26 protein-coding genes are annotated in these 21,452 nt (G+C 63.9%); 17 read left to right on the forward strand and 9 right to left on the reverse strand.

Features of this window, described 5'->3' with window-relative positions; translation table 11 throughout:
* Positions 1–43: 43 nt before the first annotated feature.
* Genes N539_RS0110120 through N539_RS0110160 form a run of 9 tightly spaced genes read left to right on the forward strand, consistent with a single transcriptional unit; the run spans position 44 to position 12,412 of the window.
* Positions 44–697 carry a hypothetical protein gene (locus tag N539_RS0110120; protein WP_028970157.1) on the forward strand — a complete coding sequence of 218 codons (654 nt, stop codon included), beginning with the start codon at positions 44–46 and terminating at the stop codon, positions 695–697.
* On the forward strand, positions 688–996 hold the full coding sequence (locus tag N539_RS0110125) for a hypothetical protein (RefSeq protein WP_028970158.1): 309 nt from the start codon (positions 688–690) through the stop codon (positions 994–996). The genes N539_RS0110120 and N539_RS0110125 overlap by 10 nt, the downstream gene beginning before the upstream one ends.
* A gap of 4 nt (positions 997–1,000) precedes the next feature.
* Positions 1,001–1,657 (forward strand): hypothetical protein, encoded by a 657-nt coding sequence (locus N539_RS16590; protein ID WP_051531726.1) that lies wholly within the window; start codon positions 1,001–1,003, stop codon positions 1,655–1,657.
* Positions 1,654–3,468, forward strand: coding sequence for a hypothetical protein (locus N539_RS0110135; protein ID WP_028970159.1), 1,815 nt, complete (start codon positions 1,654–1,656; stop codon positions 3,466–3,468). The genes N539_RS16590 and N539_RS0110135 overlap by 4 nt, the downstream gene beginning before the upstream one ends.
* A gap of 50 nt (positions 3,469–3,518) precedes the next feature.
* Entirely contained in the window at positions 3,519–3,923 is a 405-nt protein-coding gene (locus N539_RS0110140; RefSeq protein ID WP_231463012.1) for a hypothetical protein, read from the forward strand.
* Positions 3,916–4,425 carry a virion core protein, T7 gp14 family gene (locus N539_RS0110145; RefSeq protein WP_028970161.1) on the forward strand — a complete coding sequence of 170 codons (510 nt, stop codon included), beginning with the start codon at positions 3,916–3,918 and terminating at the stop codon, positions 4,423–4,425. Before N539_RS0110140 ends, N539_RS0110145 begins: the two co-directional genes overlap by 8 nt.
* Positions 4,426–6,831: a hypothetical protein gene (locus tag N539_RS0110150; RefSeq protein ID WP_028970162.1), complete on the forward strand. Its 2,406-nt coding sequence runs from the start codon at positions 4,426–4,428 to the stop codon at positions 6,829–6,831.
* A 50-nt stretch (positions 6,832–6,881) separates the two neighbouring features.
* Positions 6,882–9,950 carry a hypothetical protein gene (locus N539_RS0110155; RefSeq protein WP_028970163.1) on the forward strand — a complete coding sequence of 1,023 codons (3,069 nt, stop codon included), beginning with the start codon at positions 6,882–6,884 and terminating at the stop codon, positions 9,948–9,950.
* Positions 9,947–12,412: a hypothetical protein gene (locus N539_RS0110160; protein ID WP_028970164.1), complete on the forward strand. Its 2,466-nt coding sequence runs from the start codon at positions 9,947–9,949 to the stop codon at positions 12,410–12,412. Before N539_RS0110155 ends, N539_RS0110160 begins: the two co-directional genes overlap by 4 nt.
* 1 nt (position 12,413) lies before the next feature.
* Here the strand turns inward: N539_RS0110160 and N539_RS0110165 are convergent, their stop codons facing one another.
* Positions 12,414–12,638 (reverse strand): hypothetical protein, encoded by a 225-nt coding sequence (locus N539_RS0110165; protein ID WP_028970165.1) that lies wholly within the window; start codon positions 12,636–12,638, stop codon positions 12,414–12,416.
* 77 nt (positions 12,639–12,715) lie between these two features.
* Between N539_RS0110165 and N539_RS0110170 the strand changes: the two genes are divergently transcribed.
* The 7 genes from N539_RS0110170 (at position 12,716) to N539_RS0110205 (ending at position 17,540) form a co-directional block, all read left to right on the forward strand.
* Positions 12,716–15,247: a hypothetical protein gene (locus N539_RS0110170; protein ID WP_028970166.1), complete on the forward strand. Its 2,532-nt coding sequence runs from the start codon at positions 12,716–12,718 to the stop codon at positions 15,245–15,247.
* Between the two features lie 214 nt (positions 15,248–15,461).
* A complete protein-coding gene (locus N539_RS0110180; protein ID WP_028970168.1) occupies positions 15,462–15,845 on the forward strand; it encodes a hypothetical protein in 384 nt (127 codons plus the stop codon).
* Positions 15,842–16,456: a glycoside hydrolase family 19 protein gene (locus tag N539_RS16595; RefSeq protein ID WP_037552731.1), complete on the forward strand. Its 615-nt coding sequence runs from the start codon at positions 15,842–15,844 to the stop codon at positions 16,454–16,456. Before N539_RS0110180 ends, N539_RS16595 begins: the two co-directional genes overlap by 4 nt.
* Entirely contained in the window at positions 16,453–16,707 is a 255-nt protein-coding gene (locus N539_RS0110190) for a hypothetical protein (RefSeq protein WP_028970169.1), read from the forward strand. The genes N539_RS16595 and N539_RS0110190 overlap by 4 nt, the downstream gene beginning before the upstream one ends.
* A 2-nt stretch (positions 16,708–16,709) precedes the next feature.
* Positions 16,710–17,084: a hypothetical protein gene (locus N539_RS18560; protein WP_156029883.1), complete on the forward strand. Its 375-nt coding sequence runs from the start codon at positions 16,710–16,712 to the stop codon at positions 17,082–17,084.
* An 11-nt stretch (positions 17,085–17,095) separates the two neighbouring features.
* Complete coding sequence (locus N539_RS0110200) at positions 17,096–17,332, forward strand: hypothetical protein (RefSeq protein WP_028970171.1); 237 nt, start codon at positions 17,096–17,098, stop codon at positions 17,330–17,332.
* A gap of 4 nt (positions 17,333–17,336) precedes the next feature.
* Positions 17,337–17,540 carry a hypothetical protein gene (locus N539_RS0110205; protein WP_028970172.1) on the forward strand — a complete coding sequence of 68 codons (204 nt, stop codon included), beginning with the start codon at positions 17,337–17,339 and terminating at the stop codon, positions 17,538–17,540.
* Between the two features lie 166 nt (positions 17,541–17,706).
* On the opposite strand, the gene N539_RS0110210 is transcribed toward N539_RS0110205, so the two are convergent.
* The 7 genes from N539_RS0110210 to N539_RS0110230 form a co-directional block, all read right to left on the reverse strand.
* A complete protein-coding gene (locus tag N539_RS0110210; protein ID WP_028970173.1) occupies positions 17,707–17,892 on the reverse strand; it encodes a hypothetical protein in 186 nt (61 codons plus the stop codon).
* 9 nt (positions 17,893–17,901) lie between these two features.
* Positions 17,902–18,402, reverse strand: coding sequence for a hypothetical protein (locus N539_RS18565; protein WP_156029884.1), 501 nt, complete (start codon positions 18,400–18,402; stop codon positions 17,902–17,904).
* Positions 18,395–18,766, reverse strand: a complete 372-nt coding sequence (locus N539_RS0110215; protein WP_028970174.1) for a hypothetical protein — start codon at positions 18,764–18,766, stop codon at positions 18,395–18,397. The genes N539_RS18565 and N539_RS0110215 overlap by 8 nt, the downstream gene beginning before the upstream one ends.
* Positions 18,763–19,437 (reverse strand): hypothetical protein, encoded by a 675-nt coding sequence (locus tag N539_RS18570; protein WP_156029885.1) that lies wholly within the window; start codon positions 19,435–19,437, stop codon positions 18,763–18,765. Before N539_RS18570 ends, N539_RS0110215 begins: the two co-directional genes overlap by 4 nt.
* Positions 19,434–19,643, reverse strand: coding sequence for a hypothetical protein (locus N539_RS0110220; RefSeq protein WP_028970175.1), 210 nt, complete (start codon positions 19,641–19,643; stop codon positions 19,434–19,436). The genes N539_RS18570 and N539_RS0110220 overlap by 4 nt, the downstream gene beginning before the upstream one ends.
* Entirely contained in the window at positions 19,636–19,935 is a 300-nt protein-coding gene (locus N539_RS0110225) for a hypothetical protein (RefSeq protein WP_156029886.1), read from the reverse strand. The genes N539_RS0110220 and N539_RS0110225 overlap by 8 nt, the downstream gene beginning before the upstream one ends.
* 153 nt (positions 19,936–20,088) lie before the next feature.
* Positions 20,089–20,652, reverse strand: a complete 564-nt coding sequence (locus tag N539_RS0110230; RefSeq protein WP_028970177.1) for a helix-turn-helix domain-containing protein — start codon at positions 20,650–20,652, stop codon at positions 20,089–20,091.
* Positions 20,653–20,745: 93 nt separating this feature from the next.
* Between N539_RS0110230 and N539_RS0110235 the strand changes: the two genes are divergently transcribed.
* Entirely contained in the window at positions 20,746–21,249 is a 504-nt protein-coding gene (locus tag N539_RS0110235) for a DUF6456 domain-containing protein (protein ID WP_081774312.1), read from the forward strand.
* Here the strand turns inward: N539_RS0110235 and N539_RS18575 are convergent.
* Positions 21,246–21,392: a hypothetical protein gene (locus N539_RS18575; protein ID WP_156029887.1), complete on the reverse strand. Its 147-nt coding sequence runs from the start codon at positions 21,390–21,392 to the stop codon at positions 21,246–21,248. The genes N539_RS0110235 and N539_RS18575 overlap by 4 nt on opposite strands.
* Positions 21,393–21,452: the final 60 nt, after the last annotated feature.

The raw sequence follows: 21,452 nt of genomic DNA on the forward strand, positions 1-21,452 counted from the left end.
ATAAGACCGCTTGAGCCGCGGCCGGCGCGGTAATCCAGCGCGCATGGGCCGCTCGCCTCTCGACATCAAAAACATGGCGCTGGCCGAGGTCCCGTCGACGCGCATCGAGACGGAGGGTGAGGCGTCGATCGAGGGGCAAGAGACGCTTGCCGCATATCAGCCTGCGCTCGAATATCTGCTCGAGGACTTCGATTGGGGCTTTGCGATCCGTCGCCAGACGTTGGCCACCCTCCTCACCAACGACCGTACCGCCGAGTGGCAATACGCCTACGCGCTCCCAGAGGACATGGCGCGGCCGCGGTTCGTCCTTCCGTTCGGTGCCGACCTCGCGAACAGCGGCGTTCCCTCCTATCCCGCATGGGGGCCGTGGCGCGGTTTTGAGGGCATGGTTCCGTTCAGGATCAGCGGCTCCACCATCTATACGACACAGCAATTCGCCATCCTCGAATACATCAGCAACGCGCCTGAGCCTTCGACCTTCAGCGCTCGCTTCGCCCGCGCGCTCGCCCTGGAAATCGCCTCTCGCATCGTCACGCCGATCAAGAAGGACCGGGCCAGGCAAGGGGACCTGATCAAGATGGCCGAGGCGGCCCGCGAGCGCGCCAAGGCTGACGAGATGAACCGCGATCCCGAGAGCCCACGCGACTTCGTCTCCGAAAGTCAGCTCGTCCGCGCAGGAATCCTTCCATGGGCATAACCCGCATCGGCGTTCAGCCCGTAATCGGCTCGACCGGTCCAGCTCCCGGTCAGCAGACCTATGTCGTCGGAGAAGTAAACGGCGAGACGGAGACGCTGAGCGTGGCGGTCGGCTGCGTCAATGATCTCAGCGCGGGCGGCAATCTCAACGTCGTGCACTGGCAGGGAGCGGGCGACAATTATCGGATTTACAAGGCTCAAGAGGGTGTGCTTGGCCTCATCGGGGAAAGTGACGGCGCCGTGTTTCTCGACACGAACCTGCAGCCGGATCTGACGCAACCGCCGCCGAACGCTGGATAGAGCCGTGGCCTACCGCGCCGGGTCTCACAACTTTAGCAAGGGCGTCCTCACCGAAGAGTTGTGGGGTCGCTCCGACATCGTCCCCTATAATGCCGCGGTGCGGCAGGGCACCAATGTCGTCGTCCTCAAATATGGCGGCCTCAGGAAACGCCCGGGCACCCGCTACATCTACGAAATCCGCGACGGCCCGGGGAAGCTGTTTCCCTTCGAGGGCGCGTTCAACGCCAGCTACGCGATGCTCTTCACGCAAGCCGGAATGCGCCTGGGCGCGCTGGGCGGGATGGTTGTTGAAAACCCCCTTACCGTTGAGCTGGTGACGCTCGGCAATCCGACCACGATCAAGGCCTCGTACCATGGCTACTCGACCGGTCAGGAGGTCTATTTCCAGAACGTGCAGGGAGCGACCTGGCTCAACGGCCGCATCCTGCCCATCACCAAGCTCGACCAGCATCGCTTCACCGTGCCCGTCAACAGCAACGGCCTCGCGGCGAGGACCGGTGACCTGGGCGGCGTGATCAACTCGGCGCCGCCGGCGCCTCCACCGGCGCCTCCCGTCGTGCCGCCGCCATCTGCGCCGCCAACTCCGCCATCGATTGGCGGCGATGTTGGTTCAGGCGGCGGCGGACTCGGCGGCATCTACGATGGGACGATCCCGCCATGAGCGTGGCCCGCGTCTATAAGGCGGCAAGCCCGTTCAACTCCTCCGAGCTGGCCGATATCGACTACGTTCAGGCGTTCGACGTCGTCTATTTCGCGCATCTCAACCATGAGCCGACGAAACTCATCCGGACGGATCACACGGCGTGGACCTTTTCGCTTGTGCCGTTCGGGCCGCAGGTCGCGGTGCCCACCGGTGTCGGCGGAGCTGCGACCGTCCCCAATACCGACAACGACAATGCCGATACGGGCTCATGGGCCTATTTCCCCCAGGTCCGTTCCTATGTCGTCACCGCCGTCGACATCGACACGGGGCAAGAGAGCCGGGCGTCGGCCGCCGTCACGCTGATCAATGACCTCACCCTCAAGCGCAATTACAATACGATCACCTGGAGCGCGGTCACTGGCGCCGAGCGCTACCGGGTCTATGCCGCCGACAACCAGCAGGATTGGGGCTGGATCGGAGACACCGACGAGCTCACCTTTACCGACGACTATATCCTGCCCGATTACACCGATGGGCCGCCGAACGAATATAGCCCCTTCCAGTTCGGCAACCATCCATCCACCGTCACCTTCTTCGAGCAACGCCTGCTTTGGGCGCGAACGCCCTACGTTCCGAACGGCATCTACGCCTCGCGCTCCGCCGACTTCGAGAACATGGACGTGGCGCGGCCGACGCGAGCAGACGACAGCATCGTCTTTCGGATTGCGGCGCAGAAGGTCAATTCCGTCAATTCGCTGGTGCCGTTGGAGAAGCTCCTCGCGCTGACCGGCGACGGCGTGTTCCTGATCACGGGCTCCAATCAGGAATATCTGTCTGCGAATCCTCCGCCTCGCGCCGTGCGGCAGTCTGGTCGGGGCGCGTCGCGTCTGAAGCCATTGGTCGTGGATGAGGTAGTTTTCTACCAGCCCTCGATCGGCACCGACATCAGGACGCTCGGCTACACGTTCGAGATCGACGGCTACCGCTCGAACGACGTTTCGATCTTCTCGCCCGGGCTCTTCAAGGAATTCTCGATCGGCGCATGGTCCTATTCGCAGGAGCCGCTGTCGATCATCTGGGCGCCGCGCAACGACGGAAAGCTGCTCGCTTTCACCTGGCAGCAGGAGCAGCAAGTGTGGGGCTGGACGCTGTGCGAGACCCAAGGGAAGGTCCTCGATTGCGTCACCGTGCAGGAGCAGGGCGAAAGCCGGACCTATCTGATCGTGCAGCGGGTCATCAACGGCGTCACCCGCACCTTCTTTGAGCGCATGGCGTCGGCCAAGGTGAAGGACCAGCTCCAGGACTGCTACCTGGATTGCGCGATCAGCTTCTACATCGACCGGGCGACGCGGGTGTTCAACGTGCCGCATCTGGCTGGCGAGACGGTGCACGCACTTGCCGACGGTTTCGTGATCAAGGATCTCGTCGTGGCGGCGAATGGCAACGTCGACATCGGCTACGACGCGATGAAGGTCGTGACCATCGGCCTCCCGTTCCCCGATGTGCTGGTCGAGACGCTGCCGCTGATGATGCAGAGCCCGAGCGGAGAGATCGCGAACAAGAAGCAGCAGACCGGCGATATCGTCGTGCAGGTGGCAGACACGAGACTTGGCGGGCTGGAGATCGGCCGGCGGCTGACGAACATGTACAAGACCAAGGCGCGTGGCGCCGAGCCCATCGGCGAACCGTCAGCGGTGTTCACCGGCATGCGGACCGTCGCAAGCGAGCCTGTGGTGTCGGGCGAGACGACGGTGTTCTTGCGCCATAATGACCCGACGCGCTTTACCTTGACCGCAATCTACATCGACCCAATCGTCACGGAGCAATGATCACCATCGTCCCGGCGTCGCCCGCCCATGTCGGGAGGATCGCCATGCGCATGCGGGGCATCGACCGCCGTGAGTGCGAAGCCTTCGGGCGCGACCCCAAGACGGCGCTCAGGATCGGCCTCAAGGCCAGTGCGCTGTGCTGGACCGGGAAGAAGGATGATCGGCCCGGCGCGATGTTCGGAGCCGTGGCACGCAACGAGATCGAGAGCATCGGCACCGCGTGGTTCCTCGGCACCGACGAGGTTTTCGGCTGTGCAAGAGAGCTTCTGAGCATGGGTCCGGCTGTTATCGAAGCGATGCACCGCCGCTTTCGCAGGCTCGAAAACATGGTTTCGACCGAGAACAAGGCGGCGATCCGGTTGCTGGAAGCCTGGGGCTTCGAGCTGGGGAGTGACACAGTGGACGTGAACGGCGTCGAATTCCGCTGCTTTTGGAGGGAGGCGCCGAGTGTGTGACCCGGTCAGTCTCACCGTCGCCGCGACCGCCGTTGCAGCACTCGGCCAAGGCTATTCCGCCCTCTCCGCTAACGTTCAGGGGCGCTATGAGGCCAAGGTCGCCAGCCAGAACGCGCATCTCGAAGAGGGCCGGGCGAAGGACGCCCTTCAGCGCGGCACGACGGAAGCAATCCGCTACGGCAAACAGCTGAGCCAGGCCGAGGGCGAGCAGAACGCGGCGTTGGCGGCGAACGGCATCGACATCGGGTTCGGCTCGGCGGCCGCGGTCAGGAGCGACATGGCGCGCGCCGGCCAGGAGGATTCGCTCACCATCTACAAGAACGCTGCTCGCGAGGCGCAGGGCTACGAGATCAACGCCGCCAATTATCGCAGTGAGGCATTGGCCGACAAGGCGAAGGCCAAGGGCGCGATCGTCTCGGGCTTGTTCAACATCGGCTCGACGGTGCTTGGCGGCGCGACGCAGACCAGCAAACTTCGCGCCGCTCAGAATTTCGGGGTGTAGGTGGCGCAGGTTCCCGTCAGCCAAGGTCCGCAGATCGCACTTAGGCCATCGCCCGGCGCCAACTTCCGCCCGGCCGACTTCGGCAGCAGCGGGGAGGCGGTCGGTCGCGCTGCGGCTCAGTTCGGCGGAGCAGTTGGGGATCAGGCTGACGTCCGCGAGCAAATCCAGAGCCTTGAAGATCAGGCCGTCGTCAAGGAAGCGAACAACGCAATCGCGGCCCACTATGCCGATACCGGCTATTCCGGCGCTGACCCTTACTTCGGCAAGCGAGGGAAAGACGCGCTCATGGCGCGGCCCGACGTCGAGAAAGGCCTGAACGATTTCATCGGTACGACGCGCGAGGGCCTGCAGAACGAGCACCAGCGGGCGCTGTTCGATCGAGCCGTAAGGCCGCAACAGACCGAATGGTTGACGCAGATCGCCACTCACTCGCTCAAGGAAACCCGGACCTACGAAGACGATCAGAGCGTCGCGCGCATCGGCCAGACAACGGAGCTCGCCAAGCTCTCCTATCTGGACGACCCCAAGCATGGTGAAGAGCAGATCGCGAGCGCTCTCCTCGAGGTCGAGCAGCGGGGCGCGAGGCTCGGGTGGTCGCCCGAGGCCATCAGCGCTGAGAAGCTCAAAGTCGCATCAAGCACCTATCGCGATATCGGCAACCGCTTGGCGCTGACCGGACCCCAGGGGCCCGATGCCGCGCAGGCCTTCGTGGAAGCGCACGAGAGTTCGATGACGAGCGACGACCGCGACGCCGTTCTCAGCCGCGCAACCATCCAGCGCAACCAGATGGAAGCGGAGGCTCGCCGGCAGAAAGCCGAGGCGCGGCGCACGGCCAACGAGGCGAAGCACGACGCCCGCGACCGGGTTGAGAGCGCGCTCGGGCGCATCAGTGACGGCCTGCCATTGGGAGCCGACGAATATGCCTCTACGGTGGCCGATGCCAAGCTGACTGAAGATCCGAACCTTCTGAAGCGCGTCGAGGAGGGCCAGCTCAAGAATGGCCTGACAATCGAGCACGCGCACGACACGCCGACCCAGCTGCAGGATCGCATCAACGAGCTGTCGGCCTCGATCACCAAGGCGGGTGAAAAAGCCGATCCGAAGCAGATCATCGAACGCGACCATCTGCAGCAGATGTTCAACCGCGGCAGTTCCCAGCTCAACACCGACCCCCTGAGCTGGGGCGCAGCGCATCTCGGAATCACGGTCGCGCCGCTAAATCTTGACGACCCGACCAGCATCAAGAACCGGGTCGTCGCGGCGACTACCATCGCCAACCGCACTGGCCACTCTCCTGCGGTGCTCACGCCAACGGAGGTCGCGACGCTCGCTCCCCAGTGGCGCAATGGCGACGTGAACCAGCGTGTCGGTCTCGTAACCAAACTCGCCCGCTTTGGCCCATTGGCTTCGACGGTCGCGCAGCAAGTTGTGCCGGGCAACGACGGCTTCCAGGTGCTGATGGGGCTGGCGACGCATTCGAACAAGGGTGTGGCCTTCTCGCGCATCAACCAGGTGCTGAGCGGATCGGAGGCGATCAAGACGCTGCCCAAGTTGGTCGATAAGAGCGCCAGCAGCCAGCAGTTCAACCAGTTCGTTGGGGGCTCCCTGCAATTCCTCCCCGGCGTCAAGGCCGGCGTCTATGACGTTGCCACCAAGCTCCTCGCTGATGAGGCACGCGAGAACGGCTGGACCGACTTCAGCCAAGTCGGCCGGGGATGGTATCGGGCGGTCAACTCGGCGCTCGGGGCCTATGAGAAGAACGGCCAGCAATATGGCGGCCTCGCCTCACTCAACGGGGCTGTCACCGTGCTTCCAGAAAATATGGCGCAGTCGGACTTCGAAAGCCGCATCGCGCGCGCCGGTGGGACGCAGTTCAGGGCGGCGCAAAACGGCGTTCCCCAATATGGCGACGGCTCGCACCCGACCGCGACCGAGATCAAGCGCATGCAGTGGGTTCCTTCGGCAGAAGGCATCTATCGGCTTTCCGACGGCCACTCGTTCCTGCACACCGCAAGCGGCGGCTTCTACGAGGTCGATGTGGCGAAGCTGCCAAGCGCCGCAGGAGGGGGCACGCCGCGCCCTTTCGGCATGATTGAGACCGGCAACATCGACATCCATCACCGGACCGCTGTCCGCAACCCCGACGGCTCCATTTCAACGGTTCGCTCGATCTCGATCGGCACGGAGAAGGGCGAGGTTCTGATCCCCACGGTGGTCGGCGGAAAAGTCGTGAGCAATAAGGCCGCGATTGAGCATTTCCACAAAACCGGCGAGCACCTCGGGGTCTTCGCGAATGCGGCTGCCGCGACAGCCTATGCGAAGAAACTCCATGACCAACAGGCCCAGGAGTACGGGAACCCCGCGTTCAATGCACAGCTCGCAGCCCACGGCTACGTCCGCAGATGAGCGTTCTCGGCCAAAGTCGCGACACGGGGGCAGGAGCCGTTGCTCCTGTAATGCAGCGTACTCCGGACCGCACCGGCTTTTTTCAGAATGTCGGGGCCGGGTTCCAGCAAGCCGTCGCGGGGCCGCACTCGACCCGCAACGCCGAGGCCATCTATCAGACGCGATCCTATGATCAGATCGTCAAGGCGCTCAGTGCCGAAGGTGAGCAGGGCGTCGACTATATCGAAAGCCCCGTGCGCGCGAACAGCCCGCTTTATCGTCGGGTAGAGGGCGAGCGCGTCAACCCCAACGGCGTCGTCTATGTGCCCGTGCGGCGCTCGTTTCGAAATCCGTTCGTGTCGGGTCCATCACTCACCGTGAACGTGAATCCGATCCAAGGTCTCTATCTTGGTGGGGACCAAGGCGAGCGCGAGCAGATTTGGGCAGCGGTTCAGCGGGTCCGCCAGCGCAACCCCGGCTTTCTCAAGGGGCTGGACGAGGCGACCGTTGCAAAGCAGGCGCTCGATCAGCGGCAGAAAGACTTGGAAGCGGCGGGGCAGGTAACGGGCCGAGCCTCCACGCTGGGGCAAGTCGGCGCGTTCATCGGCGGTGCGGCCGGGAGCGTCGCATCACTGGATCCTGAGAACATTGTCGGCGGCGGCGCGGGAACTGCCGCCGGCAAAACAGTCGCACGCACCGTGCTCAAGCGGGCGGCGGAAGGGGCGGCAGTAAACGCGGCGGCCGGTACGCTCGCCCTTCCCGGGCAAGTCGTGGACGCTCAGCACCTGGGCCAAGAGATGACGCCAGAGGACATGCTCAGGAGCGTTGGTGAGAACGCGCTTGCTGGCGCCGTGCTCGGCGGCGCGCACGCTGCCGCTCCGGCAGGAGCGAAGGCGGCAGGCCGAGCCGCTCTGGTAGTGGCCGGCAAGGTCGCTGAGCATCTTCCAGCCTCCATCCGCGATCCGGTTGTCGCGGCTTCTATCAGAGCAGGGACGGTCAAGGATCGTGACCTGCTTCATGAATTCCAGCGACTGCATAATCCCTATGGCGTAGTCGACACCTCGCACCCAGATGAGCGTGCCGCCGCGCATGTCGTGATCCGCGACGCCGAGGTTCAGGAATCGTCGCCGCTCCAACCATCGGCAGTGGCTCATAACCAGAACCGGCTGCAGGCCGTGGCAGATTCGCTCGGCATGGACCTGAAAGCGCCGGACCTTCCCACGGCAGCACCGATCGCTACGCCGACGGTGCGTGATCATAGCGCTGCCGCCACGGCCCCCAAGCGCCCCGCGAGCTTTGCCGAAGGCATCAATGCCGCGGAGGGCCACACCCGCAATCCTCGCTCGACTGCGGACGGTTACGGCAACTTCATCGACGACACATGGCTCAGCGTCGCGCCCAAGGTGACGGATACGACGGGGCTTAGCCGTCAACAAATCCTGCAGCTTCGCCACGACAAGACGATCGCCATGAGGGCGACCGATTATTACGCGGCGCAGAACGGCCGCTACCTGCGCATTCGTGGCTTAGAGGACAGCCCGGGCAACCTGTCGCTCGCGCACTTCCTTGGGCCGGAAGGCGCAGCCAAGGTGCTGAAGGCCGATCCCGCAACGCCGGTCGAAAATCTGCTTCCTGGGAAGGTCATTCGCGCCAACCATGAAGTGCTGCAAGGCAAGAGCGCGGACGAGGTCATCGCGTGGGCGCACAGGCGCATCGGCTCTTCGGTCGATCATCCGCCAGCGCGCGCGGAAGCCGACGAGGGCTACGACTACACGTCGCCCGTTCCGTACACGATAGAGACGCTGCGGCCGGATGAGGTCACGACCAACGCCGCACTGATGCAATACAAGTCGGGCGGCGACGAGCATGGCGTGACCGATGCGCTCCAGGGCGTGGAGCAGTGGAATCCGCTTCTCTCGCAGCAGATTCTCGCATGGGAGCCGAACGAAGGCGGCAGGATCGTCGTTGACGGCCATCAGCGTGTCGCGCTGGCTAAGCGCCTGAGCGGCCAGGATGACAGTATCAGCCTGCCGACCATTATCGTTCGCGAGGCCGACGGCGTCACCGCTGAGCAGGCGCGAGTGCTCGGCGCGCTTCGCAATATCGCCAATGGCACGGGGACCCTGCTCGACAATGCCAAGGTGCTTCGCGACGCGCCTGAAGGCGCGGCCATGCTGCCGTCGAACGCCGCTCTCGCACGCGAAAGCATCGGTCTGTCACGGCTTTCCTACGAGGCCTTTGGGGCGGTCGTGAATGAGCTGGTCGACCCCCGTGTCGCAGCTCACGTCGGATTGAACGCTGGCCATGCGCCGGAAAGCCACATGACGTTGATCGATCTCTTGCGGCGCGAGCGCATCACCAATTCCAGCGAAGCTCGCGGCGTCATCCAGCAGGCCTTGGCGGATGGCTTCGGGACCGTCGACGAGCAACAGCTTTCGCTTCTGGGCGAGGCTCCGCAGCAGGCGCTGTACGTGCCCGCCGCTCGCATCATGGGATCTGCCGCCAAGCGGCTTCGGGAAGAAAAGCGCACCTTCAAGGTATTGGGCCAGAAGGCGGGCCAGATCGAGGCGGCCGGCAATGTCTTGGACCGCACCGCAAACGAGAGTAAGGTGATCAGCAATGACGAAGCGCTCGCCATACTCGAAAGGACCGCGCATCGGGCCGGACCCGTCCGCGATGCACTCATCCGCGCAGCCCGAGCCGAGCTTTCCGGTTCTCGACGAGGCGATGCCGTCGGCCAATTCCTCGACGAGCTCGGTTCCATCGACTTACGAGCTGCCGCCGCAGGAGTGGGAGAGGATGGCTCAGCTCGCGGCGCATCTGTCTCAGAGGGACTTGCTCTCGCCGATCAAGCGCCGGATGGCGACCTTTTTGAACGAAGCGAACCGCGCGCAGCTACGGTAGCGTTTTCCGATCCGGCGGGCGCAGGACCAAAAGCCCAGACCGACTCGCTCCTCCACGACCTCGGCATGGACGAAGAGCCGGTGCAGTTGTTCGACGTTCCGGACACCGGCTTCCGCCTCTCTGAGGAGGGCGACAAACCGCAGACCCTGCGTGAGATACTTGATGAAGCCGACAGCGACGAACAAGCCGCCCAAGCGCTCGCTGAATGCCTCAAGCCGCCCGTAGGTGAGCCATGAGCCTCCGTCGCTGCATTCCTGAGCTCCAGGGCCAGAACAAGCTCAGCCGCGATCAGGCGGATCGCGCCCGCGATCTCTTTGAAGGGCTCGAGCGCGATTACGCGGGGTTCGGTCCGTCTGCCGCGGAGGCGATGGCGAGCGAGGAAGCGGTCAAGCGATTGGGAGCCGAGGCCGCGCTCAAGAAACGTCAGGCGGCGCTCCAGATCAAGGTCCAGCAGGGCATTGCTGCCGATGTGCGGCGGTTCCGCGTCGACAGACCTGGAGCGGCAGCCGAGGCGTTGCTCGCTTCCGATGACCGTGCACCGTACTTCAACGTAGAGTTCCGCGAACAGGCGATCGCCAAAGAGCATTTCGCGATGATGAATTCGATCCTTGAGAAGCACAGCCGCAGCGCGCTTGGCAATGTGCGCGATGTCGCAAGCCTCCACGACGTGCTCAGGGAGGCGTTCGGCGAAAACAGCGGCAATGCTGCGGCGAGAGAATTGGCCGGCGCATGGCTCGATACGGCGGAGAGTCTGCGGCTTCATTTCAACGCGGCTGGCGGCGGCATCGGCAAGCTCGACAAATGGGGCATGCCGCAGGTCCACAACATGCTCGCCGTCCGTTCCGTACCCTTCGAGCAATGGCGTGACTTCATCGCCCCGCTGCTCGATCGCGAGCGGATGCAGGATGCGACAGGCAATCCCATGTCGGCTCAGCAGCTGGAGCTGTCCCTGCGCGCGGTTTACGAGACCATCAGCAGCGACGGCTGGTCCGACCGCAGGGCGGGCGCCTTCGCCGGTTCGAAGCTGGCCAACCGTCATGCCGACAGTCGCTTCCTGATCTTCAAGGACGCCGACTCATGGCTAGCCTATAGCCAGCGTTTCGGGCGGCCGCTTTCGGCTATTTCCGAGAAAATCGACCCCGGCGCGCCCATTCTCGACGCGATGATCGGTCATGTGCACGGGATGAGCCGGGACATCGCCTTGATGCAGCGGCTGGGTCCTAACCCCGCAGCCACGATCCGCTGGGTCAAGGACGGACTGATGATCGAAGCCACGCGAGCGGGGCGGCCGGCCAAGCGGATCAAGCAGGCCAAGGCCTCGGGGATTCGCCTGTCCAATATGTACCAGGAGCTGAGCGGCGGCTTCGAGATCGAGAACGAAGGCCTGGCACGATTCGCTGGCGGCGTCCGCGCGTGGGAATCGGCGGCAAAGCTTGGCGGGGCGGTGCTGTCGTCAACCGGCGACGTCGCCACCCAATATGTGACGCGGCGCTTCAACGGCCTGCCGGCGCTCAAAGCCGTCTCGGATTACGTGGGGAGCCTTCGGCCGCTGAGCCCATCCGAACGCGCCCACGCCGCCCGCCAGCTGCACATCGCGGAGAGCGCAACCCGGACGATGGGGTCGTATTCGCGCTGGACCGGCGAGACGATCACCGGCGAGATTCCCGCGCGGCTGGCCAACGCGGAGATGAACCTCTCGTATCTCACCAAGTGGACCGACGATGGCCACCGGCTATTCAACAAGCAAGTGTGGGCCGCGATCACCGACCACGCCGACACGCAATGGTCTGGCCTCAACAGCCGCTTCCGCGGCATGTTCGAACGCTACGGCTTAACCGAGCGGGATTGGGACACGATCAGAGGCACCCCCTTGCAGGAGGACGGCGGGGCCGAGTGGATATTACCAGGCGACATCTCCGACCCAGCACTGAAGACGCGGCTCGCCGAGATGATCCTGCAGGAGGCCGAGTTCGCGGTTCCAACGTCGTCTCTTCGCGTCCGCTCGGCGATCAATGCCCGTTTCCACCGCGGCAGCATCCCTGGTGAAATAGGCCGCACCGTGCTTCAGTTTCGCGGCTTCCCGATCCAGCTGTTCTGGATGCATGGCCGGCGGATGCTCGAGGCGGGCGCGGGGCGAGCGATCGACTATGCCGCGAGCCTGTTCATCGCTTCCACGGTGATGGGTGCCCTGGCGACGCAGCTCAAGCAGGTGACGGCGGGCAAAGACCCGCTTGACATGACGACGCCGGATTTCTGGATCAAGGCCGCGTTCCAAGGCGGCGGGCTCGGCATCATGGGCGACTTCATCAACTCGGCGACGGCGCGCACGGGGACCGACTTCTGGACAACCCAGGCGGGTCCGGTCGCGGGGACGTTCGACGACTTGCGCCGCTTCCTCAAGCTGAAGAAAGATCCGGCAACCGGCGAATTCCAGGTGTTCTCCGACCACCCGGGCCGCGCCTTCCGTCAGCTGATCCAAAACAATCTGCCGGGCTCGACACTATGGTACACGCGGCTGGCGTTTACGCGCGAGGTTCTCGATCGCCTGCAAGCCGAGCTCGACCCCGATTATTACCAGAGCTTCGACCGGATGGAGAAATACGCCCAGCAGCAGGGGACGCAATATTATTGGCGGCCGGGCGAAGCGAAGCCTGAGCGCTCACCCGACTTCAAGCGAGCCGTCGGCGCCCAACAGTAGGCTACGGCTTCACGCAATCGAAGACGACGGAATATCCCTCGGTGTGTTTCATCTGAGCCACCCGGCCATATTGGGCGCAGTGCTTGGTGGCATAGGGCAAAGCGTCGGCGGAGTTCCAGACGTTCGTGACCGTGACGAAGGTCTCGTTGCCGGACACGCCAGCGGGGAACAGGCGTGCCGCGCAGCCTGCGGTGAGCAACAGGCTGGCGATGATCAGCATTCGCATGGCGCACGCTCATAGCACCGCTTTTCGCTGTGCATAAAGCCCCTTAGAGGACAGGGGCGCGGTTATCCCTCTCGGCGATGTCCGTCACCGTCACGTCTCCGATTTCGGCTGGCTACGTCCCGAACGGCGTCACGATCGCCTTTGGCTTCGATTTCAAGATCAGCTCGGCCAACGAGGTCGCGGTCTACCAAGTCCTGAACGGCGTCGCGACGCTGTTGGGCAAGTCCGGCTACACGGTCACTCTCGCCTTCGGCGGCGAAGGCGGCACCGTGACAATGCACTCGGCGCCCGCTGTCGGCACGGGCACAATCTACATCGTCTCCGATCCGCTGTTCACGCAAACGGCCAATCTCTCGAGCGAGGGTCCGTTCGACGCGAAGACCTTGGTCGACGTATTCGACCGGGCCGCAATCCGCGACTTGGTACTCAAGAGCCGGGTCGATCGCGCGCCGAAGGTTCCGGTCAACGAGACCGCGCCGGCTTACCCATCGTCGGCAAGCCGGGCGAACCGCTACCTTGCCCATGATGCAAACGGCAATCTCGTTCCTGGTGCGACCAGCGGCACGATAGACGGCTACGCTGGTCAGATCGCGGCCCTGGGCGCTCAGCTGGCTGCGCTGGTTGCTCCATCTCTGAACGTCACTGGCGGGATCACGGTCGCCAGCAAGGCGGCCCTCGCTCTTCTCGCAAGCGCCAGTGCCGCTGCGACCCTGACGAGCGACGGCAGCCAGTGGGTCTGGTCGGCGATCGATTACGCGACGCGATACGGTATGTCGCTTGCGTCCGCCGATCCCTTGCAGGCTATGCACGTCGCCCCCTCGGGTGATCTCACCGGCGCTTCGGGTGCGTGGATTCGGGCCACTGGGCCTAGCGTGTGGTTCAACGCGGAGTGGTGCGGTCTCTCGGTCACCGGCAGCGCAGCCGCCAACGAGACCGCGTTCAAGAACGCCTGGCAGACTGCGCAGCGCATCGGCATGCGGACCGTCTTCGTGCCGCCGCGCGATTATCCCATGACCACAATGACGGCGATCACCGGCACGGTCATCGTCTCGGCCTGGGGCGCCCGCTTCTACGGCTCTCAGGTTCGGCTCCAGACGGCGGCCGGCTCCAATGTCAAATGGCTCGGCGGGTGGTTCGACGACACCAGCGGTGATGTGGCGACCTGGCTGTTCGATCACAGCGGCACATGCCTGATGGACAGCATCCGCTTCACGAAGGCCTTGGCGGCGAGCAGCACTTACCTCGGCTTCTTCCGTGCGACCTCTTCCGAATGCCTCATGGATCGCTGCACCTCGCTCTATGCCAGCGGCATTTTCATCGAGGGCACTCGCAACCGCATTCAAAATGTAGTGATGCTCGGCATTCCCAATGCGTCCGACGACTGCTTCGTGTTCAAGGGCGCGAACACGGTCACGGAGGGCTGCTCCGTCGAGGACTGCTTCGTCGCCGATTATGCCACCGCTGTCGCGTTTGGCTCCGAGGCTGGCACCGGCGGCGCCGACGATCCGACTTTCGCTTTTGGCATTCGGGGATGCACGGCCAAGAACATCACGGCCTTCCGTTGCCTGATCGGCGTCTATTGGAAACCGGGCGCAGTTTCGACCGTCGACTATCGCGACGGGTTCGTCGAGGATTGCTCAGCTGAAGTGAACCTGTTTGACCCGAACGGGTCGGCAGTTCAGACGCCGGTTCGTTATAGTGCGGACCGCGGGACGATCGTTCGCCGCTGCCATTCCAAGGTACGCTTCGCCGGACGCTTTGTTCAGGATTCGGCGTTCGTCACGGCCCACGTCTATTACTATTGGCCGAACGTCGGAACCAACGGTGGCACGATCCAGGATTGCCACGTCGACTATGAGGGCAACGACCGCTTCGATGGCGTCGCCCATGATGGTTCGCACGCGGGCTATCCTGCGCGCTACCTGATGGACGCAGAGCTGGCGGCGCCGGGCCACGGCACCGGCTCCCGCAACAGCGTGTGCATCAAGGGCAACGGTTGCCGGGACATCGGCATCAACATCGCGCCCGGCCTCGACGACATCTTCACGATCAAAAGCGGGACCCGAATCCGGAATAGCTGCCAAAGCACGATCGGGGCGCTCGCGGGCGGCATTATCGCTCAGTCGAGAGTGAAGATCGAAGACGGGATCATCGTCGAAGGCACGGGCGGCAGCAAGAAGCCGATCAACTACCCGACCATCACGACCCCGAACCTTTACAATTCGCTTCGCCGAACCGGCTACTTCGGCACCTATCCCGCGGCCACCAACTCGGGCGACGTCGCCGTCTTCATCGCGCCGTGCGACCTCTACGTCACAGACATCGACCTGATCGCCGCGGCCGCGATCACGCAGAACGACACCGACTATACGACCTTCGTCGCGCGGGTGGGCGGCGCCAACTTCCTCACCGTCGACACCAAGACGACCGGCTTGGCAGTCGCTGCCAACACACCGCTTCGCCTCAATGCGTCCGGGCTGCTCGTCGCGGACGCCTGCTACATGGCGAAGGGCGCGGTGCTGACGCTTAGCAAGACGGACACCGGCGCCGGCAAGGCGCTGAACAACGCCCAGGTTGTCGTCTCGTATGTGCCCTACGGTGAACTGTGAAGACGGGCACCTTCACGGCCAACCATCGCTCGCGCCGGAGCGGGATCCGCTGGAAGTATCCGGCCGCGCTAACCGGTAAGCCCGACAAACAAGGGCTGGTCACGCTGATGGTCGATCTGCCCGTCGGCCACCCTGACAAGCCTCAAGGCGGGCCGCTGCTCATTACCGTCGCGAAAGGCGCGTTTCGGCCCCATCCCTCGCAACCGAGGAGCCGATGAATGAGATCGCGCTCTTCAGGGAATGGGCTCCCCAGGCTTACGGCATCTGGACGCTTGTCCTGTTCGCGTTCGTCTATCTCGTCCGCGAATGGCGCGAGACGCGCAAGCTGTCGTCGGCGGATCGCTTGGCCCGCCGCGAAGGCTATGCGCTCCAGGTCGAGAACCTCCAGCGTGAGAACCGCCTGCTCCAGACCGATCTCAACGCGCTCCGCCACGAATATGACGACTACCGGCGCCTTTGCCATGACGAGACGGACGCACTCCGCAGCCAGGTCGTCCGGCTGGAGGACGAAGTGACCGGGCTCAAACGCCGGATCGACAGCCAGGCGGTGTCGCTGGCGCGTCAGGTCGACGACATGCGCAAGGACAGCGGCAAGTGAGCCTCGCCGATCCCAAGGCGTTCTTCGACCTGTTGAGAACGGGCCTTCTCGGGCCCGTCCTGACCGCCGAGGAGGTGAAAGGCTGCAATGCCGTCCTTGAGGCGATGGAAGGCTTGCCGATCTCCTACGTCGCCTACGCGCTCGCAACGGCCTATCACGAGACGGCTTCAACGATGCAGCCGATCAGGGAATACGGCGGCACGATCTATTTCACGCGCATGTACGATGTAACCGGAGCGCGACCGCAGCTCGCGCTCGCCAACGGCAACACTTGCGCCGGAGACGGCCCGAAATACTGTGGCCGCGGCTACGTCCAGCTGACCTGGAAGAACAACTACGATCGCGCCAGCAAGGAGTGCGGCGTCGACCTCGTGGCCTATCCAGACAAGGCGATGAACCCCGACATCGCCGCCAAGATCATGCGCAGCGGCATGGAGCACGGCTGGTTCACCGGGAAATCGTTCAAAGACTATCTGCCGATCCAGGGCAAGGCAACGCGCCAGCAGTTCCTGTTTGCCCGCTACATCATCAATGGCCGCGACAAGGCGGACAAGATCGCTGACCATGCGATCGAGTTCCAGCGGGCGCTCGACGCGGGGGGCTGGGAATGAAGCTCTTTTGCTCCGTCCACCTGTTTAACCTGGTCGCGTTCCTCGCCGTGCTGTCCTCGATTGTCGTCCTGTCGCTGGCCGGCAAGTCCACCGATCTCGCGATCATGACCGGCCTCGTGGGAATTTTGGGCAGCTTCAAGCCGTGGGGCCTCGCGCCGCCGCCTGACGGCCCGTCCGGAACGCCGGGCGACCCCATCGCCGTGGCCGGCGCGAACGCCGACGCCAAACCTGTTGAAACGAAGGAGAAGTAACCATGAAACGCGTGATTTTATGCGCAGCAGCGCTGGCGATCAGCGCCTGCGCTGCCGTGCCGAGCGCCAGCCCAACGCCAGTCGCCTCTTTACCCGGTGCGGCTCCCGTCTGCGCTACCCTGCGGTCAGACAAGTTCGACCTGGCGTTGCAGGCCTATGGCGCGGCCACCGACGCGGTGAACCTGCTGATCGATGCCCGCGTCCTGACGCCCGGCTCGAGCAAGGCTGTCGCCATCGCCAACGCCAACGACAAGGTGCTGGTCGCTTTCGCCACCGCTGAGCACGCGCGCCAGGCGTGTAACTCGGACAGCTATCTCGCCGCTCTCGGCCAAGCCCAGGCTGCAATTGCGGAAATCCGCGCTGCACTTCATTCATAGGAGCAACTAACATGGATCTGAAGAACCTCGCCGAAGAGGCGATTTCGCTGGCCAAGCTCGCTGGCAACGTGCTTCCTGGCGTAGGGGCCGGAGCCTCGGTTGCGGAAGGCATCCTCAATATCGTCGAGGGTCTCAAACCGCATGTGGACACCGGCACCGCCGAAGACCTGGAAGCGGCGCACAAGACCCTTTACGACGCGATGACCACCAACGGTCATGCGCTGTCTGACCGGCTGCGCGGCGGCTAGGGCGATGCCCGACAGGGTGCAATTCTACCAAGCGCGCCGCGGCTTGGTGGGCCGCAAGCAATACCGGGCCCGCGTCGTCGCGCCGAACGGTCGCGTCCTGTTCGTCAGCGCCGAAGGGTACAACAATCTCGACGACCTGTTGGCGATCAGTGACCGGCTGTTCCCGAACCTCCAGCGTGGCGGCGTCGGGCCGGGATGGGACAATTAGTGAGCGCTCGGCGATTCGCGCAGCGGGATCGAATGAGCTCGGCCCTTCGCTCGGCTCAGATTCACGTCGCACATGCAGCCGGGCCCGTACCAACCGCGCGCGTTCGTAGGCTTCCGACAGGCGATGCAGTAGATGATGGTCGACGGATCGGGAGCCATGCTTCCGCCTAGCCTTTTCGCTTCACCGCCGCCAACTCGGCCTCCAACTCGCGCACCCTGACCACCAGCCCGTCGCGTTGCTCGATCAATGCCCACCGCTGCTGCACTTCAAAGGCAGGATCGGCGCGCGTTTCGATCTCGTGGATATAGTCGCGGACGCGCTTGGGGAGGGCGTTGATCTCGTCGGGCGTCATGCGGCCGGCTTAGCGTGTGGCCGGCGGCTGCTCCAGCGGTTGTCCCCCTACTTCATCCGGTAAGACATTGGAGAGGGATGGTGGTTCGGGCAAAGATCGCCAGTGGGTGAACGGCCCGCTGCCTTCGTTGACCCCGCAAATATGGTCGCGGTGCAGCATGGCGACATCGTAAATCCATTCGCCGCCATCCTCGTAGAAATAGGCCGCAAGGAACGACGTTGCGACAGGCGCAGTTTCGATCAATTGCCACTCCAGCGCCTCAACCAGCCCTGTCTCGGGTGTTGAACCAGGGTTGGGCGTCTCGGCGCCTGTTGCGCCGACCGCGTGCTCATCGTTCCGACCAAGCCCTGCTTCGCGGTCTTGGCCCTCCGGGTTTCGCCCGACTGACGCAAGAAGCTGACGAAGATCGGTGAACGACACAGCCACGGTGCCATCGGGAGCCGCCAAACGTGGGAACTCATATTCTGCGCGGGAGCAGGCGCGTTCCAACCGATCTACGAAATCAGTCATGCTTCTTGTCCAGAAGCTCGTTCGCAGCCGCGACGGCATCTTCCACCGGCATCAATGTATAGCCGTGATGCGGTCGGGCATGGAGCGCGAACAGTAGCTGTTTCAGTGCCCGTTCTGTCTGCCCCGCCTTGAATGACGCTCGGTTGGCGTCGGCCAGCATTTCTTCCAGCATCCAACGTAGGTTTTCAGCCGACCGAATGCCCGCCCAAAGCGCCATCTGACGCGCGACCGCCCCTGCCGATACCTGTCCGTCCTTACGCTCAACCGCTACGTCAGCGTCCACGGCAGCATATTGCTCGGCGGGATAGACGAAGCACTCCACGCCCGCGAGGGTCACAGCTTCTGGATCGTTGGCCTTGGTCACTGTTTTTCTCCTGCGCTAGGGATGGTCGCGGGATCGCCAAGACGCGGAGCGGCTTGGTCCGGAGGACGACCAGCCCGGTCCCGTAGGGAAGCGCCCTGTTGTTGCTGGTCTGTCTCGGGTGTTGGGGAGAGGCGGGAGGCAATGCGTTCGAGGCGTTTAGCGGCTGCAATTCTCACGCCAGCTTGAAGCGCAAGCCCGTCGTAAAGCATGACGTGAATGTTCGCTCGCAGCCACTCCGCATCATCGTCCTGCACTGGTGCTGTTGGGGCGGGGTCTGCCGCGCAATCCGGACAGCCGTCAGACCAAGAAACGGGACAACCGGCTCGGGTGTGGTCCGGTGCTGTTGGGGTGGTGGCTCGCATGGCGATGTAGTCGATCTGTGCGTGTTCTACTGCGGCCACAATTGCTCGGCTTTCAGGCGACCCCAAGCAATAGCTCTTTGCCATGTCCAGACACGCGAGCTTAAACCTCTCGATCATCGCCTCACTCGGTAGCGCGGCAGAGCCTTGGCCAGCGACAAATGCGCGGGCGCGATCAGCCGAGAAATGCAGCGAGATTGAAACGCCTTCCTCAGCCGCCTCCGTGACGACCATCGCCGGACAGCCGGTGCGGTCAAATATCGCAGCGAGTGCCAACAGTAGTTGCTCGATCAGTGTCGGGTCAGGGGTCATGACGGTTGATCCTTGAACCAGCAGAAGCGCTCGCGCGGCCAGTGAATGTAATGATGCCCGTCACCTTCCTCGGCGTCGTAGCGGCTGATGGTCAGCACCGTGTTGTTGGCCGTGAAGAAGTAGCTTTTCACGCGCTCGTAGCGGACCTGTGCGGTGCTATCGTCCCGATAGAGCGTCAACGTGCGTCCGCGCTTATCGTCAGCCATGTGCCTGAGCTTTCCTATGATCTTTGAGGGCGGCGGCCGCTTTAACGCCTTTGGGGGTCAGCTTTGTGAGCAGCCCCATGCTGCCAGCGGGGATCAGCGTCTGGATCAAACCGGCGTTCTTCAGCGCCATGCTCGCCGCGTCAGAAATCACTCGAAAGGACAGCCCGCCGTAGATCGTGTTCGACCGCGCTTCGTCCAACGCGAGAATGTCGGAACGATACCTCTCGACAATATCCGCTGTGTTTGGGCTATCGGAGTTCATGGGAATATCCGAAGGCGTCGGGCGGTTCATCGCGTACCACCCGCGGAATGCGCCAAGAGGGACGCGCTGGCGAAACGCAGTCGTGAATTGCTCAGAAAATGACAGATTTGCGCGGGGCGCTCGCTTTTACACCGAGAGGGTCGGCGGTTCGAGCCCGTCAGCGCCCACCACCTTCGCTGGGATTCACAAGCCGCGGACGAGCTTTACCGCCATGCCGAGCCAAGGGGGATTGGCGACGACCTGCTGGCGTCCGCCGGCTTCCAGCGGCAGGATCTGGAGCTTCTCTTCGTCGCGGTTGATGAGGCGGCCGAACAGGAAGCGCCCGGCGGGGCGGGGGATCAGAACATCGCGATTGAGCGCCTGCGCGTAGCCGTCAGGTTGCAGCGTGTCGCACCAAATCTCGTCGCCCGCGCGATAATCGCCGATGCTGGCGGCGACGGTCAGCGCGACCTGGCCCGGATCGACGCGCGGCGGGACGACGATTGCCGAACGTCGCGGGGCGACCGCACCGCCTGGCCCAAGGATCGCCGCGACCTTGAGGTCGCCAGCCTCACCGCGTTCCACGAGATCCTGAGCGTCGACGCCGAGCGCCTTGGCGATCCGATTGAGCCAGCCGATCGATACCGTCCGCGTTCCGGTCTCGAGCCGACCGACTGTCTGCGGGGTGGTCGGCGGGTCGCAAGCCCGCGCCACATCGTCGAGGGTCATGCCGCGCGCGCGGCGCACTTCTCTTATGCGAGTGATCATGCCGGTGCCTCAAACTAACCAATAAGGTTTTTCTACTGTCCTACAGACTTGCCGATATGGCAAGCCATCGCGAATCGAGCGAGAGGAGCAGAAATGGATCGTGGAGGTCGGGCGAGACTGCTGAGCGAGCGTCCAATCGTTGGCAGCGAGGCTATTCCAGCGCAGGAACCAAACACCGGACGAAGCATCCGCTCCGTCACCGTGAATATCGCCGAATCTCCGCTGGGCTGGCTGTTTGCGCGCGGCTTTGTAAGTCCCCGCCAGTTCGACGCCGGGGAGCGGCTGCGCAGTGACTGGGAGCGTGCTCAACTAGCACCGCGCGTGACCATGGCATGGGATTCGGCGCCGATCGCGCGGGGGCGCAGCGGATCTGCGCCGCAACCCGATCTGTCGGGCGCGCAGATCGACGCCAAGCGCCGGTTCAACGACGCCGTCGCCAGCGCGGGGCCTGGCCTGGCGGACATTCTCTGGCGCATCGTCTGCGCCGGGGAAGGGATGCGCGAGGCGGAAAGCGCGCTCGGCTGGCCTGCCCGCGCGGGGAAGCTCGTCCTCACCTTCGCCCTCGACCGCGTCGCGGACTATTACCGGATCCACTAGTCTTTGCGGCCTTCGCGGTGGTCCGCGGGCACCTTCAGATCGCGTTCCTTGATCGCCGTCTCGCTCTTTTCCCGGTCGCGATCACGCAATGTCGGATCGTGCAGGTTGTTGCGGGATTCGTCCTTGCCGCTGTTGCTGCGCATAGTCTTCACTCCTAACGGTCGCACCAACGGGCAGGCAGGGGGAATTCTCCGCCTTACGTC

Origin of the sequence: Sphingomonas sp. URHD0057, assembly GCF_000620665.1 — a bacterium.
In the GTDB taxonomy this organism is placed as follows: domain Bacteria; phylum Pseudomonadota; class Alphaproteobacteria; order Sphingomonadales; family Sphingomonadaceae; genus Sphingomicrobium.